This window comes from Candidatus Pantoea deserta (assembly GCF_003813865.1).
In the GTDB taxonomy this organism is placed as follows: Bacteria; Pseudomonadota; Gammaproteobacteria; order Enterobacterales; family Enterobacteriaceae; genus Pantoea; species Pantoea deserta.
On the sequence record NZ_RMVG01000012.1, the window covers coordinates 93909 to 114434 of the forward strand.

General features: G+C 61.0%; 16 protein-coding genes. 3 read left to right on the forward strand and 13 right to left on the reverse strand.

What is annotated here, in order from left to right; genetic code table 11:
• Positions 1-162: 162 nt before the first annotated feature.
• Both BBB56_RS15400 and BBB56_RS15405 read left to right on the forward strand, forming a co-directional pair.
• Complete coding sequence (locus BBB56_RS15400; RefSeq protein WP_123801814.1) at positions 163-426, forward strand: hypothetical protein; 264 nt, start codon at positions 163-165, stop codon at positions 424-426.
• Between the two features lie 459 nt (positions 427-885).
• Complete coding sequence (locus BBB56_RS15405; RefSeq protein WP_305036975.1) at positions 886-1959, forward strand: porin; 1074 nt, start codon at positions 886-888, stop codon at positions 1957-1959.
• A 102-nt stretch (positions 1960-2061) separates the two neighbouring features.
• Here BBB56_RS15405 and BBB56_RS15410 read toward each other — a convergent pair whose 3' ends face one another.
• From BBB56_RS15410 to BBB56_RS15450, 9 genes are all read right to left on the reverse strand, one after another.
• Complete coding sequence (locus BBB56_RS15410) at positions 2062-2970, reverse strand: bestrophin family protein (RefSeq protein ID WP_123801815.1); 909 nt, start codon at positions 2968-2970, stop codon at positions 2062-2064.
• 128 nt (positions 2971-3098) lie between these two features.
• Positions 3099-3461 (reverse strand): hypothetical protein, encoded by a 363-nt coding sequence (locus BBB56_RS15415; protein ID WP_123801816.1) that lies wholly within the window; start codon positions 3459-3461, stop codon positions 3099-3101.
• Positions 3462-3525: 64 nt separating this feature from the next.
• The gene (locus tag BBB56_RS15420; protein WP_123801817.1) at positions 3526-4977 is read right to left on the reverse strand and encodes a YchO/YchP family invasin; all 1452 of its coding nucleotides are present in this window, start codon (positions 4975-4977) and stop codon (positions 3526-3528) included.
• 167 nt (positions 4978-5144) lie between these two features.
• The gene (locus tag BBB56_RS15425; protein ID WP_123801818.1) at positions 5145-5942 is read right to left on the reverse strand and encodes a glucose 1-dehydrogenase; all 798 of its coding nucleotides are present in this window, start codon (positions 5940-5942) and stop codon (positions 5145-5147) included.
• A gap of 12 nt (positions 5943-5954) precedes the next feature.
• Positions 5955-7022: an ABC transporter permease gene (locus BBB56_RS15430; RefSeq protein ID WP_123801819.1), complete on the reverse strand. Its 1068-nt coding sequence runs from the start codon at positions 7020-7022 to the stop codon at positions 5955-5957.
• 38 nt (positions 7023-7060) lie between these two features.
• The gene (locus BBB56_RS15435; RefSeq protein WP_123801820.1) at positions 7061-8593 is read right to left on the reverse strand and encodes a sugar ABC transporter ATP-binding protein; all 1533 of its coding nucleotides are present in this window, start codon (positions 8591-8593) and stop codon (positions 7061-7063) included.
• 9 nt (positions 8594-8602) lie between these two features.
• Positions 8603-9214 (reverse strand): DUF2291 family protein, encoded by a 612-nt coding sequence (locus tag BBB56_RS15440; protein ID WP_123801821.1) that lies wholly within the window; start codon positions 9212-9214, stop codon positions 8603-8605.
• 45 nt (positions 9215-9259) lie between these two features.
• Positions 9260-10195 (reverse strand): D-ribose ABC transporter substrate-binding protein, encoded by a 936-nt coding sequence (locus BBB56_RS15445; protein WP_123801822.1) that lies wholly within the window; start codon positions 10193-10195, stop codon positions 9260-9262.
• Between the two features lie 57 nt (positions 10196-10252).
• Entirely contained in the window at positions 10253-11050 is a 798-nt protein-coding gene (locus tag BBB56_RS15450) for a GolD/DthD family dehydrogenase (RefSeq protein ID WP_123801823.1), read from the reverse strand.
• A 379-nt stretch (positions 11051-11429) separates the two neighbouring features.
• Here BBB56_RS15450 and BBB56_RS15455 point away from each other — a divergent pair, with 379 nt between their 5' ends.
• A complete protein-coding gene (locus BBB56_RS15455) occupies positions 11430-12248 on the forward strand; it encodes a DeoR/GlpR family DNA-binding transcription regulator (RefSeq protein ID WP_123801824.1) in 819 nt (272 codons plus the stop codon).
• On the opposite strand, the gene cobA is transcribed toward BBB56_RS15455, so the two are convergent.
• The 4 genes from cobA to BBB56_RS15475 are packed head-to-tail and all read right to left on the reverse strand — an operon-like array spanning position 12245 to position 20517.
• Positions 12245-13045, reverse strand: coding sequence for a uroporphyrinogen-III C-methyltransferase (gene cobA / locus BBB56_RS15460; RefSeq protein WP_123801825.1), 801 nt, complete (start codon positions 13043-13045; stop codon positions 12245-12247). The two genes, BBB56_RS15455 and cobA, sit on opposite strands and share 4 nt — an antisense overlap.
• A gap of 11 nt (positions 13046-13056) precedes the next feature.
• Positions 13057-15657 (reverse strand): nitrate reductase, encoded by a 2601-nt coding sequence (locus BBB56_RS15465; protein ID WP_123801826.1) that lies wholly within the window; start codon positions 15655-15657, stop codon positions 13057-13059.
• Positions 15654-19718: a nitrite reductase large subunit NirB gene (nirB, locus tag BBB56_RS15470; RefSeq protein ID WP_123801827.1), complete on the reverse strand. Its 4065-nt coding sequence runs from the start codon at positions 19716-19718 to the stop codon at positions 15654-15656. Before nirB ends, BBB56_RS15465 begins: the two co-directional genes overlap by 4 nt.
• 10 nt (positions 19719-19728) lie before the next feature.
• Entirely contained in the window at positions 19729-20517 is a 789-nt protein-coding gene (locus tag BBB56_RS15475) for an ABC transporter ATP-binding protein (protein ID WP_123801828.1), read from the reverse strand.
• Positions 20518-20526: the final 9 nt, after the last annotated feature.

Consider the following 20526-nt stretch of genomic DNA (forward strand, 5'->3'; position numbering starts at 1 on the left):
TGAGTAAAGCGAATGTTTTAAATTTGTGAAATCAGGGTAAACGCAGCCCTACTGTAGATTGCAGCTTATGTGCCAGCCAAGTGATTAAATGCATAAATGAGATTCGATAACGCAAAATCAATAACTTAAATATGACTACTATTCAGTTAAAGTGCATATATAGTGAATAATTTTGATTGCGCCGCGCCTGCGCCGCAGGATCGACAGAAAAGTTATGCAGTTGCCAGAGTAAATATTGCTTTTGTGATCTCTCTTAATTTTTATGGCCAGATTCGGGCAAAAGGCGCACCACAAGCGTGCATCGCGCACGCTAATCGGGCATCAGATCTGCAAAGGAAAAACAATAAAGAGGTAATTTGCGCTGTCAGCCAGCTAATCACAGCGGCGAAGCAAAGACGCGCGGCACCGTTATTGATGATTATTTAGCCAGGAAGAAGAAATAAATATCAGCCATTCCACTATTATTGCTGACGTTATTATCAGGAAGGAAATAGCATTATTTCAAAGCATGAAAAATTTGTAAGCAGGCTAATGGTTAAAGCCTTAACCTGTTCCCCTTCTTTGAACATTTCCGGTTAAGCTTGATTTTCATTCGGGATTAGCTAGCAAACAAAATCCATAATAACCTTCATAAAACGCGCCTGCCGACATCCATAAAAATCATTAGAATTCATACATTTGCAAAGAATATTATCTTTAAGCGAAAAATAGCAAATAAAATCAGGCAGCGGCATAAAGATGAAAAAACGTACAGATTAACGTAATACAACCAATAAGAAACAAATTGTTACACTTATTGCACTAGGTCAGATTATCCTTTTGTGTCATTTTTCTTTCACCCCGACCAACGGGGAATAATAACAAACACAAACAGGTTAAATATAAATGATGAAGCGCTCTTTACTGGCGGCAGTAATGTCGTCCCTGCTCGGAATGTCTGTCGCTCAGGCAGCAGAAATTTATAATAAAGATGGCAATAAACTTGACCTCGTCGGGAAAATTAACGTTTCGCATCTGTTTTCAGATGACAGCAGTAATGATGGCGATGTCTCCTCCTATACCCGCCTGGGCTTTAAAGGCGAAACGAAGATTACCGATCGGCTAACCGGCTATGGTTTCTGGCAGTATCAGTACAGCCTGCGTAACTCCGAAGGCAGCGACGCCCAGACCGGCAACCGCACCCGCCTCGGCTACGCTGGCCTGAAATTTGGCGACGCTGGCTCGCTGGACTATGGCCGCAACTACGGTCTGGTTTACGATGCGCTGGCCTACACCGATATGCTGCCCTACTTCGGCGGCGACTCAGGCTATACCGACGCGTTTCTGGCGGGCCGCTCCACCGGCGTGCTGACCTGGCGTAATAAAGACTTCTTTGGTCTGGTGAAAGGTCTCAACCTGGCGGCGCAGTACGAAGGTAAAAACGAGCGTGCCGGCAACACCGACGCCGTGCGCCGCTCAAACGGCGACGGCTATGCGCTCTCCGCCAGCTATGACTTTGATTTTGGTCTGAGCTTCAGCGGCGCTTTTGCCAGCCTGGATCGTACCGAGACGCAGAACGCAGCCGCGCGCGGCGACGGCGAGAAAGCGCAGCACTGGGCGACGGCGGTGAAATATGATGCTAACCAGATCTATCTGGCGGCGATGTATGGTGAAACCCTGAACGCTACGCCGATCAGCGGCGGCTTTGCCAACAAAGCGCAGAACTTTGAAGCCGTGGCGCAGTATCAGTTCCTGAACGGTATTCGCCCGTCAGTGGGCTACGTCTCTTCGAAGGGTAAAGAGATTGAAAATATCGGCGACGCGGACATCGTGAAATATGTTTCCGCCGGCGTGACCTATTACTTTAACAAGAATATGTCGACCTATGCCGAATACAAGATCAACCTGCTCGATGACAATAACCCGCTGGGTCTGAAGACCGACGACATTGCTGCCGTCGGCCTGATCTACCAGTTCTGATTCGATTTACCCTCACTCCGCGCCCGGTCGGTGTCAGCCGGGCGCGCAAGGCCGCGCGAGCGGCCTTTTTTACTGGCGACTGGCAGCCAGGTCCCGCGTCGGTCAGGTCAGACGATAGCGCAAATCCGGGCGCAGCGGCGTGGGCAACGTCTCCTCTTCTCCCGCCATTTCCCGCAGGCTGATCTCAATATTGGTGCAGATAGCGTCCATCGGCAGATGGTTGTTCTGATAGCCAAAAGGCATCTCCAGCTCTTCTGCCAGCGTATCCAGCGACAGAAAGGTGTAGGAGATAAACATGGATACCAGCGGCGTCATGTAGTGCAGGTCGGGCGCCAGAGCAAACGGCAGCAGCGTACAGAACAGGTAGACAGTGCGGTGCAGCAACAGACCGTAGGCGAAAGGCACCGGCATACTGGCCAGACGTTCGCAGCCGCCCAGTACGGCCGCCAGCTGATTCAGGCTTTCGTCGATATTACTCCATACCAGATCGCTGATTTTGCCCTGCCGCCGCTGATCCGCCAGCCAGTGTGACAGCTGCAAGTGCAGCATATTGGTGGGGGAACGGCGCGACAGCACCCACTCGGCATCGTCGCCCAGCAGACGCTGGAGGTCGGCGCGCGCATCGCTGCGGCGCAGCTGATGCTTCAGGCTGTAGCAGAACGCCAGCAGCAGCGCCTGAATGCGCGGCGCATCCTCCGGAAACAGCGCCAGCACCTGACGCTGTAGCGTGCGGCAGGCGATCAGCAGCGCGCCGAAAAAGTGGCGCGCCTCGCTGAAGCGCGCAAAGCAGACGCTGTTGCGAAAGCCGAGGAATACCGCTATCGATACGCCCAGCAGGCTAAAAGGCGCCAGCGTCAGCTTAATGCCGAGCGTCTCGTACCAGTTGAGCAGCCAGAGCGCAAGCAGCGACATCAGCAGATTGAGAAACAAGCGAAACGAAATAACAGGCAGCACTGAGCCGTGCCAGGCAAACAAACGAACGAACCAATGGCGATGGGGACGAACGATCATGATGTGCAGGTGACAAGGGATTTTGCGGCGATTCTGCGTCTTTCTCCTGCCGCTTGCCAGCGAAAAATTGTGACAATTGTCACAATTAATCGCGGAGGGCGCAGCGGCGGACGGCGAATGACGGACGGCTAATCTCTCATGCTGCCGCAGCGGGCAATCATCGTCGAAATGGTGGCTTTCGTCTCAGGATGGTTCGGGCCGTAATAGAACTGAGCGCTGGTCTGCCCGGCGCTAAAGTGGCCCACTTCAACCCAGGCGACCACCTCTGATTGCGCATTGAGCAGATTAAAGCGGTGCGAGCCGTCCGGCAGAGGATCGTCAGGCTGCAACAGGTGGCGCTGACTGGCTGCCACGCCTTCAAGACACTGCTCGACGCGATAGCGATGGCCGGAAAAATAGCCCGTGGTGGTTTCGGGATGCAGTGTAACCTGCCCGACATCGACGCAGCCGCTCAACACGCAGGCGGCGAGTAACAGGGAAAAGCTTTTCATTAATCAGCGACGCTCCATTTACCGTGGTAACCAGCCGACAGCATAGCCGCCCTCTGCTAACGCCTTAATCAACGGCCGTTAAGGGCGCCATCAAATCAAAACGCTCGCTTTCCTGCGGCGCGTCAAGACCCATTGGCGGCTGCACCTTGAGAGTGATCCAGTTAGAAGTGACGCGCTGCTGCTTTTCATCCTCCAGCGTGACCGACAGCCGGTATTCGTTGCTGGCGCCCGGCGAATCATCCCAGGCAGGGACAATCAGGCTCCAGCCCTGCGGCTGATTATTGTCGGCGGGCGGCGTCAGGCTGAGCGCCTGGGTATCGCCCTGCCAGCTTACCGCCTTAATCGGGTTACTGTGGCGAATTTGCAGCTTCAGCGGCAGGCTCTCCCCTGGCGTCAGCTGCCAGGGGGGCGTCGCAAGAAACACCGACAGGGTTTTGCGCTGGCGAAACGCCAGCACCGGCGTATCCGAGCGCGTGACGCGGTCGTAGCGGCTGCCGCGCAGCGAGCGCGCTTCGGCAACATTATCGGCCTCCAGCTGTTTGCTCAGCGCCACGCCAAAACGGTAGTTCAGTTTGAGTCCCAGCTGATCCTGAGTCTCGCCCGCACTGCTGGTTTTGTGGGTGGCGGAGAGCGTCACCAGCGGCACCGGAGTATAGGAGACGCCCAGCGACAGCGCGGAGGGATTATGATAGCGGTTGCCGCTGTGGAACAGATCGACATTGTTGCCAAGATACTGCTCCCAGCTCATCGAAACGCCCAGCTGGCGATAAAAGGGCAAATAGCTCTGCGTCGTGATGTCATAGCCGCGCGCCATACGCTGCTGCTGCGTATCGCTGCTGTTCTTCCAGCCGCCAAGCGGATGATAATAGTTGGCGGAAAAGCGCAGATTCTCATTCCAGGCTTCGGTACCCAGCGAGGCGCGCTGCTGGCCTATGGCAAAGCTGCGATCGATAAAAGCGTTGTAGCCCAGCAGCCAGTCTGGCGTCACCCAGCGCTGCCCCAGCCCGATATTCCCCACCAGCCCGTCGCTGGTATCATGTATTCCCGCCTGGCTAAAGGTGAGATAGCTTTGCTCATCGGCCAGGGTACTAAACAGATCGCCGCCGGTGCCGGTAAAATTGCCCTGCATATCGACCATTAAATCCAGCTGCGCGTTGCCGTAAGGGGACAGCAGCGACTGCCCTTCGCTCTCTACGCGGCTGGCGACCTCATCGCGAAAATGATTAAACGCCCACACGCCCGCCTGCTGACCAAAAGAGGTCGCGTTGTCCGCATTCTGGCTGGCCTCGCCGATGCTTTTCGCAATGCTCGCCAGGCGTTTATTCCATTCATCGTCGTCACTGGCATTGCCCAGCGACGGCAGCGCCTCCAGCTGCTGCTGAAAGCGCCCGGGATCGTCAAACGGAGCATCGGCCACGGCAGCGGTAAACGCCTGTGCCGCAGGTACAGCCGAAAAGATCGCCATCGCGACCAGACGGATAAGAGAAACCTGACGGGTAGAGCAAGAAAAAAGCATAGCGACTTAACGGTTTTCTGGGCTGATTAACGAGACCTGTCTCACAAAACGTAATAGCGTAACTTTAACACATGGGGATTTATTTGCAGAGAAAGCGGAATAAACTGAGGGATAACAGGAGGAAAAAAGCTGGATAAACAGCATGCTATCCAGCCGTATGCAGACGATCAGGAGAAGATCAGTCCCCCGTCGACGTTAATGGTCTGCCCGGTAATATAGCGCGCATCCTCAGAGGCGAGAAACGCCACCAGCCCGGCAACGTCTTCCGGCTTGCCGGCGCGCTTCAGCGGAATATTCTGCACCCACTCCGCCATCAGCTCGCCCTTGCCATATTTTTTCTCATCAGTGCTGAGGATCTCTCCCCACACCCGATCGTTGTAATCCCACATCTCGCTTTCGATAATGCCGGGACAGAAGGCGTTAACGGTGATATGCCAGGGCGCCAGCTCCAGCGCCAGGCTCTGGGTAATACCGATAACGCCCATCTTGCTCGCCGCATAGTGCGGGGTATAGATAAACCCCTGACGCCCCTGCCCCGACGAGGTGTTAATCAGGCTGCCGCGGTTCTGCCTCACCATATATTTCGCCGCCTCGCGACAGCAGAGCCAGACGCCGGTGGTATTGACCGCCAGCACCTTTTCAAAGTCGGCTTTCGGCATGGCGTCGAAGCGATCGATGGTGATCACCCCTGCGTTCTGGATCGACACATCAATGCGGCCAAAACGGTCAAACGCCTGCTGATAAAGCTGCTGCACCGCGGCTTCATCGGTGACGTCCGCCTGTAAGGCCAGAATATCGCTGCCATAGGTCGTTTTCAGCGCCTCGGCGGTGTCAAACACCCGCTCGGCGTTGGAGACCATCACCAGGTTCGCGCCGTCGCGCGCAAAGCGCTCGGCGATGCCGGCCCCGATGCCGCGACAGGCGCCGGTGATCACTACGGTTTGTCCTTGAAAATAACGCGTCATGTTACCCTCCGCTTATCCATGACTGACTTCAGATACGGATGCCGGCTGCTGCTTTTTTTCATGGCGACGCAACAGCACCACTTTACTTTGCAAACGCTGCTGGAACTGGTCGATGACGACTGCGGTAACGATAACCAGCCCTTTGATCACCATCTGCCAGAAATCGCTGACGCCCATCATTACCATGCCGTCGGCCAGAAATACGATGACAAAGGCCCCGATAATCGATCCGGAAACGCGACCGCGTCCCCCTGCCAGCGCCGTGCCGCCCAGCACCGTTGCGCCGATGGCGTCCATCTCGAACATATTGCCGGTCATGGGGTGCGCGGTTTGCAACTGTGACGCGACCACCAGCCCGACCAGCCCGGCGCACAGGCCGGAGAAGGCGTAGACAAAGATTTTCACCTTGACGATAGGAACGCCGGCCAGCCGGGCGGCGGACTCATTGCCGCCGGTGGCGTAGATGTAGCGTCCCAGCGGCGTTTTGCGCGTCAGATAGAGACCCAGCAGCAGAAAGCCCACCATCAGCCAGATCGGCAGATAGACGCCCAGCAGCGTCCCGGAACCGAGAAAGGCGAATCCGGTGTTGCCCAGCGCCGGCATACCGACCAGGTTGGCGTAGGTGCTGCCATCGTTAAACAGCAGCGCCGCGCCGCGCGCCACGTACATCATGCCGAGCGTACAGATAAAGGGAGCCACGCCGAGCCGGGTAATCACCGTGCCGTTAATCAGCCCAATGATCACGCCGAACAGCGCCACGGCGAGGATCACCTCCGGCACGTTAAGAAACAGGATATTGCCGTTCCACAGCGGTACGCCGCTGGTGAGCAGCGCGCCCGCCACCATGCCGCAGATGCCAGCCACCGCGCCAACCGACAGATCGATGCCTCCGGTAAGGATTACCAGCGTCATGCCGATCGCCAGAAGCCCGGTAATGGCGACGTGCTGCGTCATGATCAGCAGGTTCGACGGCGTAAGGAAGTTAGGCACCATCACGCTGAAAAAGCCGATCACGATCAGCAGGGCGATAAAGGTGCGCGCTTTCAGCAGGTACATATAAAGCAGGTATTTTTGGTTCATCGTCTCTCCAGCAGGCGACTATTTTCGCCCGGTAGCGGCTAGTCATGCGGCGTTGAGGCCGTAATCAGTTTTTCGCGCGTCGCCTCAGCGCGGGTCAGATCGGCGGTGATGCGCCCGTCGGCCATCACCAGCACGCGGTCCGCCAGCGCCATCACCTCATCCAGTTCAGATGAGGAGAACATCACCGCCAGCCCCTGCTGCGCCAGATTGCCAATCAGGTGATAAACGTCGGTTTTCGCGCCGACGTCGATGCCGCGCGTCGGCTCATCCAGCAGCACCACCTGCGGCCCGGTCATCAACGCCTTGCCCAGCACCACCTTCTGCTGGTTGCCGCCGCTCAGCGAGGTAATCGGCAGCTCGGCGTCGCTGACTTTGATCGCCAGGTGCTGGATCATCTCCTCGACGCGCCGCTGCTCTTTCGCCGGATGCAACAGGCGCAGCGCACGGCGGAAACCGCGCAGGCTAAGGTCGGTCAGCGTCATGTTGGCGGTGATCGACATCAGCTGCACCACGCCTTCGCCCTGCCGATCTTCCGGCACCAGGGTGATGCCGCGTTTCAGACGCTGCTGGAAGCTGCACCGCTCCAGCGCGCTGCCCGCCAGCCGCACCTTGCCCGACTGGCAGTGCATCAGACCGATCAGGCCCTTAAACAGCTCGGTGCGCCCGGCGCCCAGCAGGCCGTAAATGCCGATGACCTCGCCTTTGCGCAGCGAAAAAGTGACGTCGTTCAGCCGATAGCCGCCGTTCTGATGCAGCGCGGTCAGGCCTTCGACCTCCAACACCTTGTCGCCCTGCGGCGCCGCCTGATAGTCAAAGTGCTTTTTCTTGTCGCCGACCATCTGTTCGATAATCCAGGGCACGCTGGCGTCGCGCACCTCGCGTTCGCTGATAAAGCGTCCGTCGCGGAAGATAGTGATGTGGTCGCCAATCTCCATCAGCTCTTCCAGCCGGTGCGAGATATAGATAATGGTGACGCCGCGCCGCTTCAGCTGCTCGATCACGTTGAACAACACCTTTACTTCCGACTGGCTGAGGGCGCTGGTCGGTTCGTCCATGATCAGCACGCGCGTGTCTTTAGAGAGCGCCCGCGCAATCTCCACCAGCTGCTGATGTCCGATGCCCAGCTCGCCGAGCGGCGCATAGGGATCGACATCCAGCTCCAGCCGTTCGAGCAGGGATTTCGCCAGCGCGTACTGGTATTTCTCGTTGATCACCCCGCGCTGAAAGAACTCGTTAGCGATAAAGATGTTGTCCATCACGTTCATATTGGGAAACAGGTTCAGCTCCTGGAAAATAATGCTGATGCCCTGCTTTTCCGCCTGATGAGTCGATGAAAGCGACACCGGCTGCCCGTCAAGCAGGATCTCCCCGCTGGAGGGCGTCTCTACGCCGGCCAGCATCTTCATCATGGTGGATTTACCCGCGCCGTTTTCGCCAATCAGCACGTTGACCTTGTTGCGATAGACGCGATAGTTGACCTGATCCAGCGCTGTCACGCCGGGATAGACGCGCGACAGGTTGCGCGTTTCAATAATCACGTTGCTGGCGACGTCAGGTTGTGGATTGTGCATAGCCGCTCCTTACTGCCGCGCGATAGCGACAGGCGTCACGTTCGGGATCTGCTGCGGCACATCCCAGCTGCTGAATACGCCCGACAGCTGCACCTTGTCGCCGATTTTCGGCTTAAAGGCGGTCATCATGTCGGAAGCCTGCTGATTGATGGCGCGACCATAGTCGCCAAACAACACCTGATCGTTGAAGTCCTGATAGCTTGCGCCCTTAAAGGCGTCGCGCAGCGCGGTGCCGGGAATAATCGGACCGGTTTGCACCGTCACGTTGTCGCCAGAAGCGTCTTTCACCGTCATGCGACCGTTGCGAGAGGTGGTGTTCACCGCCGTCACTTCGCCGCTGATGCTGACGCTAAAGATGCAGGGGTTTTCCGCCTGGCTGCGATAGCCCAGCGCGCGACAGGCGCTGTCGAAATCCTTCGCGGCCTGGAGCGCCTTGAGCAGTTCGGCAGCGGGTTTCGCATCGTGCTGCACCTGCGGCACCAGCTGCTCGCGCCAGGTCTGGGCGATATTGGCCATTTTGGGATTAGGCGGATTCTTCAGGTCGGCCAGCTCCTGCTGCGACACAATACGGCAACCGCTGAGCGCTATCACGGGAAGCAGAAGCCAGAGTCGTCTGTCCATTCGATTCTCCTGACGTCCGCCGCACGCGGACGTCGCTGCGATTAATTACGACTTAAAGTTGAAGTCCTGGACGCCGCTGGCGTTATCCGGCGTGATCAAAATGCCGCGGAACATCACGCGCTGCTTCGCCGGTTTTGTGCCTTTCTGAATAAAGTTATCCAGGTCGGTTACGCCCTGCGCCGCGATGGCCTGCGCCTGAAGCATGACCGTGGCCTTCAGCGTTCCGGCTTTCACCGCGTCGCGCTCGTCGTTGCTGCCGTCGATACCGACCACAGTGACGTCATCGCGCCCCGCCGCCTTCAGCGCGGCAATCGCGCCCAGCGCCACCGGACCATTACCGCAGATCACCCCTTTCACGTCGGGATGCGCCTGCAAGATGCTGTCCATAATGCGTTTACCGTCGATCAGCGTGCCTTTAGCGTCCTGGCGCGCCACGCTCTGCATATCGGGATACTGATCCAGCACCTGGTGGAATGATTTAGAACGCGTAACGCAGTTGTTGTCTGCCAGGTTACAGGTCAGCTCGGCGTATTTGCCCTTTTCGCCCATCTTCTCCACGAATACGGTGGCGACGTCCGACCCGGCCTGGAAGTTGTTATGGGTAATCTGCTCCAGCGCCACGTCGTCGACCGGGATCTCGCGGTTAATCAGCACCACCGGAATACCGGCGTCTTTGGCTTTTTTAATAGCGGCGACGCTGGCGGTTGAGTCGGCGTTGTCGAGGATGATGCCCTGCACTTTTTTACCGATAGCGGCGTCGATCAGCTCGCTCTGCTTCTTCACATCCTCGCCGTGCGACAGCACTGTGGTTTTGTAACCAAGCGCCTGCGCCTTAAGGTTGGCGCCTTTGGCCTCCGACGCGTAATAGGGGTTATCCAGCGAGTTAACGAGGATCATGATGGTGCCTTTCTCTGCCGCGAAAGCCGCGCTGGAGAAGAGACCGGCGGCGATCGCCGAGCACAGCAGGGAGCGAATTTTCATGGTGATGTTCTCTCTTTTATGGGTAGGGTCGTGACGCTTTACGGGTGTGGTGTTGCATTACCAGATGGTGAAGCCCCCATCAATCATCAGGTCGGCGCCGGTGATCATGTCGCTGCCGTTACTGGCGAAAAACAGCACGGCGGCGGCAATTTCATCGGTGTAGGCGAAACGTCCTAAGGGGATCAGTTTTTTCATCTGCTCGCCCTTCTCGCCGCGCCAGGCTTTTTCGCCCATCGGCGTCAGCACCACGGTCGGCGACAGGGTATTGACGTTGATGCGGTGCGGCGCAAACTCTTTCGCCATCACTTTGGTCATGCCAAGCAGGCCGGCTTTGGCAGAGGTATAGGCCACATGGTTGTCGATGGCGACAGAGGCGGCCTGCGAAGCGATGTTGATAATTTTGCCGCCGTTGCCCGCCGCGATCATATGCCTGCCCGCCGCCTGAGAGCAGAGGAAAGGTCCGGTCAGGTTGACGGCAATCTGTTTTTGCCATTCGGCAAAGTCGGTTTCCAGCACCGGCTGGAGCATGACATAGCCCGCGCAGTTGACCAGAATGTCGATCTGGCCGTAGTGGCGCACCACCTGCTCGAACGCCTGCTCTACCGAAGCGGGATCGGTGACGTCGCACTGCACAAAGAGCGCGCTGCCCTCGTCAAAGCCGTCGCGCAGGCTGGCCACCTTGTCCGCCTCGAACGGCGGGTAGAGCAGCGCCAGGCGCGCGCCTTTCGCCAGCAGCATCTCATTGCTCGCCATCGCGATACCGCCCAGCCCGCCGGTCACCACCGCCACTTTGCCGCCTAGATCCATATTGCTGTTGACGCCGTAGCGCAGATTTACGTCATATTCGCTGCTCATTCTTTTCTCCTGTGTGTGACTGGCGGCCCGCCTCTGTCAGGAGGGATTTTTACGGGCTTCAGCGCAAAGGTTCATTTTCGAACAAAAATATAAGCTATCGAATCGCAATGGTATGTGGGTGAGATCAAATTTCATACACCTCGCTGAAATTATTTTTATCCCCTTGTTTTCGCATATAATCGTCGTTAACCCCTGTCTCAGCTATGGACAAAGGCGCTAAGTTGCCCTTGTGCAAACAATGACATAGCTCGCTATCGTTTTCGTTCGAAAATAAAAAGGCCGCCGCACCATCTCGCATTCACGAAAAGTGCGGGGTAAACTCAGCGACAGGCATCACTTCGCCGGAAATGGCCGTGGATGAAAAGAGGGAGCATTTCGATTGAAAAGCAAAATTGAGCAGCTTGCCGATATGCAGCAGCGCCGCGATAAAATTCTGGAGATGATCCGCGAAGACGGAACGGTGACGGTTAAGGCGCTGACCGAGGCCTTCGGCCTGACCGAGGCGACCATCCGAACCGATCTCAGAATGCTGCAAAAGCAGGGGTTTGTGCAGCGCTACCACGGCGGCGCCACGCTGATGACCGGTAAGCAAAATACCGGCGCGCTGCTGCTGGAGCGACAAACGCACCTGGAAGAGAAAGAGGCGATTGGTCGTCTGGCGGCGCAGCATATCGAAAATGGCGACACGGTGATTTTCGATTCAGGCACCACCACCACGGCCATTGCCGAAGCTATCGGTCATATTCGCCGCCTGTCGGTGGTGACCACGGCGGTCAATATCGCGCTGAAGCTCGGCGGTGAGCCGGGCATTAATATTTTGCTGACCGGCGGCACCTTTAAATTCCCGACGCTCTCCACCTCTGGCGAAAAAGCAGCGAACTTCTTTGAAAACGTGCTGGCAGAGAAACTGTTTCTCGCCACCGCCTGCATTTCTCCGCGGCTGGGACTGAGCTTCCCCAGCGAAACGGACATCAAAGTTAAGATGGCGATGATTAACTCCGCCAGTACCGTGTATGTGGTGGCGGATTCCAGCAAAATCGACAAGGTATCGATGTTTGCGCTGCCCTGCGACTGGAGCCATATTCACTATCTGATCACCGACGACGGCATCAGCCCGGCGCAGATCGCCGCCTTTGAGGCGCTGGGCGTCAGGGTGCTGGTGGCGTCGCTTTCACAGGCGCAGCGTCGGGCGGTTTAAGCCTGCGCGACGGCGTCTGCCCGCTGCCCCACCGGGGCGTAACGCACCACCTCGCCCACGATCAGCAGCGACGGCGAGACCGGCTGCTGCTGCGCCACCGTCTGCGCCAGTCCGGCCAGCGAGGTGATCAATACGCGCTGCTCCGGCCGCGTCCCGTTCTCGATAATCGCCACCGGCGTATCCGCCGCGCGGCCCTGCTGCTGAAGCTGAGCGGCGATCGACGCGCTCCAGCGCAGCCCCATATAAAACACCAGCGTCTGGCTGGGGTCAGCATAAGCCCGGTCGGTCAGCTGCGGCTCCCCCGCTCTGCCGTGCCCGGTAATCAGGCGTAGCGATTGCGCGCAGTCGCGGTGCGTCAGCGGGATGCCGCTGGCCGCCGCGCAGCCCACCGCGGCCGTAATGCCCGGCACCACCTCGCAGCGCACCTGCGCCTGGCGCAGAAAGGCCAGCTCTTCGCCGCCGCGGCCGAAGATAAAGGGATCGCCGCCTTTCAGGCGCACCACTTCGCGTCCGCCGCGCGCCAGATCCGCCAGTAGCTGATTAATCTCTTGCTGCTTCAGACCGTGCTGGCCAGGCTGTTTGCCTACATCGATGCACAGCGCCGCCGCCGGCACCTCCGCCATCACCGCCTCGCTCACCAGCCGGTCATAGACCACCACCTCCGCCTGGCGCAGCAGCCGCAGCGCTTTGACCGTCAGCAGCTCCACATCGCCTGGCCCTGCGCCCACCAGCCAGACGCGCCCCGTTTTGCTGCCCGTTGACAGCAGCTTATCCAGTGAATCGATGGCATGGGCCATAAGGATCTCCGTTACGCCGTGACCGGCGTGAGTAGCAGTTGTTTAAGTTCAGGGAGACAGGAGCCGCAGTTGGTGCCGCATCTGAGCGCCGCCCCCAGCGCCGCAGGCGAGGCGCAGCCCTGCGCAATGGCCTGTTTAATCGCCATTTCGCCCACGCCGTAGCAGCTACAGATAATGCGGCCGGGCGCGCTGCCCTGCGCGGCGCGGCCCGCCAGCAGGGCGAAGCGTCCGGCGGCATCCGTCGGCGGTTCGCGGAACGCGGCGGTGATAAAGGCGTGGTCGAGCATCGGCCAGCGCGCCGCGGCGTAAAAGGCCAGCTGTAGCTCGCCGTCGCGCCATGCCAGCAGCCGGTACTCGCCCCTGGCGCCCTGCGCCTGCTGGCACTGCATCCCCTGCGTCGCCAGCTGCGCCTCCGCCCAGTCGCGCGCGGCGCCGTCGCCTGCCAGCGTCAGCCGCTGCGCGCCCTGCTGTGGCGCGCGCGCCCAGTATTGAACGTCTGCCGGAGGATGGATGGCGCGCTGCCACAGCCAGCCCTGCCAGCGGGTACGCAATGGCTGGATGCGCACCGGGGTCTGTTTAAAGGCGGGCTGCGCGGAAACCGGACAGCCGCGCGCCTTGACCAGCGCATCAACATGACTCTGCGACGCAAACTGGCGGCTCCAGTGCATCGGCGCAAACAGCTCATCCAGACGCATACCGCTGTCGAGACGCACGCGCGCCGCCAGCCAGCCCAGCTCTGACTGCACCCGCGCCAGATCGCCGCTGGCCAGCCCCAGTCTCTGCGCCGTAACGGGATGCAGCGCCACAAAGGGTTCATCGATATGCTGCATCAGCCGCGGCACCTCGCCGGTGCGCGTCATGGTATGCCACTGATCGCGAATGCGTCCGCTGTTCATCAGCAGCGGATACGCCTCGCTGACCTGCGCGGCGGCAGGCGCGGCGCCGGGGATCAGGCGCGCTTTGCCGTCAGCGTGGAAGAAGCGACGATCGCCGAACAGCCGGGCGCAGCCCTGGGGAAAGCGCGCGTTGACGGGCCACTGCACCGGCGTCAGCCGATCCCACTGCTGGTTGCTGAGCTGCGCCAGCCCGCTGATGTCAAAAGCGCGCTGCCTGTTATTTTCGAAACCGGAGAGCGCCGCATGCTCGCGAAATATTTCCGCCGGGTGCTGCCAGCCAAACGCGTCGCCGAAGCCGAGCCGCTGCGCGACCTGCGCCAGCAGCCACCAGTCCGGCTTCGCCTCGCCGGGCGGCGGGATAAAGGCGCGCTGGCGCGAAATGCGCCGTTCCGAGTTGGTTACGGTGCCGTTTTTTTCGCCCCAGCCGGTCGCGGGCAGCAGAATATCGGCGACCGCCGTGGTATCGGTGTTCGCCGTCACCTCAGAGACGATGACCAGCGGACAGGCGGCCAGCGCCTGGATGACGCGGTTGCCCTCCGGCATCGACACTGCCGGACTGGTGCCCAGTATCCACACCGCTTTTACCTCGCCGCGGGCCACCGCCTCAAACAGCGGCACGGCGGTCAGGCCGGGCTGGCGCGCTATCGTTGGACTCTGCCAGAAGCGCTGAAGGCGATCGCACTCCGCCTCGCTGAAACCCATATGCGCCGCCAGCTGGGTTGCCAGTCCGCCCACTTCCCGGCCTCCCATCGCATTAGGCTGGCCGGTCAGCGAAAAGGGTCCGCAGCCCGCGCGCCCTGTCTTGCCGCTCAGCAGATGGGCGTTAATGATGGCGTTATTGTTGTCGCTGCCGGCAGCCGACTGGTTAATGCCCATGCACCACAGCGTCAGCACGCGATCGCGCTGGCTGAACAGCTGATAAAATTCTGCCAGCCGCTCGCTGTCCAGCTCGCAGGCGTCCGCCGCGCGCGCCAGCGTCCAGGGCCGCGCGGCCGTTAGCGTCTCCTCCACCCCGTTCAGATGCGGCAGCATGGTGTCGTCGATGCCGTCGTGCTGCGCCAGCCAGTTCAGCAGGCCGCTGAACAGCGCGCCATCGCTGCCCGGCCGCAGCGGCAGGTGCAGATCCGCCAGGTCGGCGCTGGCGGTGCGGCGCGGATCGATCACCACCACGCGCATTGCCGGGCGCTGCTGCTTCGCCTGCACCAGCCGCTGATAGGCCACCGGGTGCGTCCAGGCGGCGTTGGAGCCGACCAGCACCACCAGATCCGCCTCGGTGAAATCCTCATAGCAGCAGGGCACCGCGTCCGCGCCAAAAGCGCGCTTGTAGCCCATCACCGCCGAGGCCATGCAGAGCCTGGAGTTGGTATCGATATTGGCGACGCCGAGATAGCCTTTCATCAGTTTGTTGGCAACGTAGTAATCTTCGGTGAGCAGCTGGCCGGAGGCGTAGATCGCCACCGCGCCGGGACCGTGCTGGTCGATAATGGCGCGCAGCCGGGCGGCGGCGCTGTCCAGCGCGTCGCTGAGCGCCGCGCGTTTGCCGTCAACCTGCGCCGCCAGCAGCCGTCCGCTGCTGTGCAGAGTGTCGCCCAGCGCCGCGCCCTTGACGCACAGCCGCCCAAAGCTGGCCGGATGGGTCGCGTCGCCGGTGATGCCGCCGTCGGGCTGCACGCTGACGCCGCAGCCCACGCCGCAGTAAGGACAGGTGGTTTTCATGATGCCTCCGCCATCAGATTCAGCGGCCGGTTTGCCACCCAGATACGCCCTGCCTCCAGCTTCACCGGCCAGCAGCGCAGCCGGTGCTGCGGATCATCCAGGCTCTGCCCGTCGCGCAGGCGCACACGCTGTTTATACAGCGGTGAAATCACCACCGGTTCGCCCGCAACGTCGCCGAGTATGCCGCGCGACAGCACGCTGACGTCGCTGCCCGGCTCGCGATCTTCCAGCGCATAGAGTTCATCTCCGAAGCGGAACAGCGCGATGCGCTCGCTGCCGAGGCGCGCGCCGATGCCCGCCTGCGGCGGTATCGCCTCCAGCTCGCACAGCATGTTCCAGGGGTCGGCGGGCAGCTGCAACAGCGGAATGCGCCCCCGCGCCGCGGGCTGGCGCTGGTCGCGTATCCGCGCGTAGTGCAGCGTCTCGTCGGGCTGCTCGCTGTTGAGCGTGGGGGTAAACAGCGCGCGGCGCGACGGATCGGCCAGCGTGGTTTGCCATTCGCACTGGTAGCGGTCAACCACAAGCTGCATCTCGGCCTCCAGCGCCGCCGCAAGGCCAAGGCTGTCCTCGATCACCACCTGACGCAGATAGTCGAGACCGCCTTGCAGGTTATCCATCCAGACGCTGGTGCGCTGTAAACGGTCAGCGGTACGCACGTAGAACATCAGAATACGATCGACATAGCGGATCAGCGTGTCGCTGTCGAGATCGCTGGCGAAGAGATCGGCGTGGCGCGGCTTCATGCCGCCATTGCCGCAGACGTAGAGGTTCCAGCCCTTCTCGGTGGCGATAACGCCAATGTCTTTGCTCTGCGCTTCGGCGCACTCGCGCGTGCAGCCTGATACCGCCATTTTAATCTTGTGCGGCGCGCGCAGCCCTTTGTAGCGATGCTCCAGCGCGATGGCGAACGCGGTGGAGTCCTGTACGCCGTAGCGACACCAGCTGGAACCGACGCAGGATTTTACCGTGCGCAGCGATTTCCCATAGGCGTGGCCGGTCTCAAACCCTGCCGCCAGCAGCCGCTCCCAGATGTCAGGCAGCTGCTCAAGGCGCGCGCCGAACAGGTCGATGCGCTGGCCGCCAGTGATTTTGGTGTAGAGATCGTAACGGGCCGCCACTTCGCCAATGGCGATCAGCCCCTGCGGCGTAATCTCCCCGCCCGGCACGCGCGGCACCACGGAATAGGTGCCATCTTTCTGGATATTGGCGAAGTAGCGGTCGTTGGTGTCCTGTAGCGGCAGATGCGCGGGTTTCAGCAGATAGTCATTCCAGCAGGAGGCGAGCAGCGAGGCCGCCAGCGGCTTGCACACCTCGCAGCCGTGGCCGCGTCCGTGCGCCGCCAGCAGCGCGTCCCAGCTGGTGATCTCGCCGACGCGGATCAGGTGGTAAAGCTCCTGGCGCGACCAGGGGAAGTGTTCGCAGATGTCTTTTTTTACCTCGACGCCGAGGTCCGCCAGCTGAAGCTCCATGACCTGTTTCACCAGCGCCGAGCAGCCGCCGCAGCCGGTGGCCGCCCGCGTGCACTGTTTCACCGCCGCCATATCGCCGCAGCCGCCGCGCACCGCCGCGCAGATGTCGCCCTTGCTGACGTTGTGGCAGGAGCAGAGCTGCGCGCTCTCCGGCAGCGCCGCCACGCCCAGCGCCCTGGCCGGCGCGCCCGCCAGCGCGGGCAGGATCAGGCTTTCCGGCGCGTCAGGCAGCGCCATCTGGTTGAGCATCATTTGCAGCAGCGTGCTGTAGTCGCCGCTGTCGCCTACCAGTACGCCGCCAAGCAGGGTTTTGCCCTCGCCGCACACCACGATCTTTTTGTAAATGCCTTTGGGTTCATCGGTCCAGTAGTAGCTCTGACTGCCTGGCGTACGGCCATGGGCATCGCCAAAGGAGGCCACCTCGACGCCCAGCAGCTTGAGTCGGGTGCTCATATCCGCGCCGCTAAAGGCGCTGCTCTCCGCGGCGAAATGGCCAGCCAGCACGCGCGCCATGTGATAGCCCGGCGCGACCAGGCCGAAGATCTGTCCGTTCCACAGCGCGCACTCGCCGATGGCGTAAATATCTCCGTCGCTGGTCTGGCAAAAATCGTTGATCGCTATGCCGCCGCGCGGTCCGAGGGTCAGTCCCGCCTGCTGCGCCAGCTCATCTCGCGGGCGGATGCCCGCCGAAAACAGCAGCAGATCGGCATTCAGCGTGGCGCCGTCGGCAAAGTGCAGCGTCAGGCTGCCATCCGCCTCGCGGACAATCGCCTGCGTCTGTTTTGCGGTATGCACCTGCACGCCCAGCGCGTCGATTTTATGCCGCAGCATCTGCGCCCCGCCGTCGTCGAGCTGAACCGCCATCAGACGCGGCGCAAACTCCACGACATGCGTCTCCAGCCCAAGCTGACGCAGCGCGTTGGCGGCCTCAAGTCCCAGCAGGCCGCCGCCGATCACCACGCCTCGACGGCTATGGCGCGCGCGCGCGGCGATCGCGTCGAGATCGTCCAGCGTGCGATAGACAAAACAGTGGGGGTCATCGTGGCCGGGAATGGGCGGAACAAAGGCGCGCGAGCCGGTGGCGAGCACCAGTTTATCCCACGCCAGCTCGTCGCCGCGGCTGTCGCGCAGGCTGCGCTGCTGGCGATCGATAGCCACCACCCGACAGCCGCTGCGCAGTTCAATGCCGTGCGCGGCAAAAAAGTTTTCGCTGACCAGCGACAGATCGGCGGCGCTTTTGCCGTCAAACCAGGCAGAGAGGTGCACGCGGTCGTAGGCGGGCTGCTGCTCTTCGCCATAGACCACAATGTGATAGTGCTGATGCAGCTCGCGTGCCACCAGCTGTTCGAGAAAATGGTGGCTGACCATGCCGTGACCGATCACGGCTAATACCGGTTTACTCATCATCGGACTTCCTCCAGCCAGCGGCTGCGATTCGGGTTCATCATTAAAAAGGGTGTGTACATCCGCGCGCTCGCCCGCCTGTAGCCGGGCCAGCAGCGGCGCGGCCTGCTGACAGTCGCCATAAAGCAAAACGCCGCGCAGGCGGCCGTCGCGCAGAAACAGGCGGCGGTAGTCGCCAGAAAGCGGATCGAAGCTGACGCAGCTCTCGCCTTCGCCGATGTCGCCCGCGCTGAACAGCGAGATGCCGCTCACCTTAAGGCGCGTGCCAACGTCCTCCGCGTGAAAATCCGCTACCGGGCAACCAGCCAGCTGCGCCGCCAGCACCTCTGCCTGCGCCAGACAGGGGGCAAGCAGACCAAAGGTTTCGCCGCTGATTTCGCAGCACTCGCCCAGCGCGTAGACGTCCGGCAGCGCGCTGCGCAGCTGGCGATCCACCAGGATACCGCGCCGACAGGGCACCCCTGCGCTGGCCGCGACGGCGATCTCCGGCTCGACGCCGGTGGCGATAACGACCTGCGCGGCGGGCAGCGTGCGGCCATCGGCAAGCTGAACGTAGCCGTCAGCGATCGCCGCCAGCCCGCTGTTGAGTTCGATGCGCAGGCCGCGCGCGCCGAGCTGCGCACGCAGCAGCGCGCCGGCCTGCGCATCCAGCTGGCGATCCAGCAGCCAGGCTTTAGCATGCAGCAGCGTGACGTCGCGCCCGCGAGCGCACAGCGCGGCGGCGGCCTCGATGCCAAGAAAACCGCCGCCCAGCACCACCACCGCTCCGCTTCCCGCCAGCAGCGCATCAACGTCCTGCTTTGTGCGGAAGCTGACAACCTGCGGCCGGTCGATGCCGGCGATGGCCGGTAAACGCGGCCGCGATCCGCAGGCGAACACCAGTCGATCCCACGCCAGCGTGCGCCGGTCGGTGTGCAGCAGGCGCGGCGCCAGATCGACGCGCCGCACGCTTTCGCCTTCCCACAGCGTGACGCCGTGGCGCGCGTAGCCGTCGTGCGTCGGGATCAGCGTCTCCTCGAAGCGTTTCTCTCCGGCCAGCACCGGCGACAGCAGCACGCGGTTGTAGTTGCCCTGCGGCTCGCGTCCGATCACCGTGATGGCATAACGATCCGGCGCGAGGCGCAGCAGGCTCTCCACCAGACGCATCCCCGCCATGCCGTTGCCCACCACCAGCAGTCGTTGCTTCATATGCCGCTCCTCAGGCTGCCGTGGTCTGTTTTTCATAGAGGAAGTGCAGGATCTGCTGACGCAGATGGTGATAGCGCGCATCGTCCGCCAGCGCGACGCGCGAACGCGGTCTGGCGAGATCGACATCAAGGATCGCGCCCACTTTCGCCGCCGGACCGTTGGTCATCATCAGCACGCGATCGGAGAGCAGCACCGCCTCGTCAACGTCGTGCGTAATCAGCACGATGGTGGTATTCAGCTCCTGCTGGATGCGCATTACGCTGTCCTGCAAATGGGCGCGCGTCAGGGCGTCAAGCGCGCCGAACGGCTCGTCGAGCAGTAGCACGCGCGGCTTCATCGCCAGCGCGCGCGCAATGCCGACGCGCTGCTTCATGCCGCCGGAGATTTCGCCGGGACGCTTGTGCATCGCGTGGCTCATCTGCACGCGGTTCAGGTTGTGCTCAATCCACTCGCTCATTTCGGCTTTGCTCATCTTGCCGCGAAACACCTGCTGCACCGCCAGCTCCACGTTCTGCCAGGCGGTGAGCCAGGGCAGCAGCGAGTGATTTTGAAACACCACCGCGCGCTCCGGGCCAGGCCCGGCGATTTCGCGGTTATCGCACAGCAGCACGCCGCTGCTCGGCGCGGTCAGCCCGGCAATCAGATTGAGCAGCGTTGATTTGCCGCAGCCGGAGTGGCCAATCAGGCTAAGGGTTTCCCCTTCATGAATATCAAAGGAGACATTATCCAGCGCGAGAAAGTCGCCGCCCGCGGCGGCGAAACGCTGGCTTACCTGCTGAACGCGAATAATGGGTGACATAGCGACTCC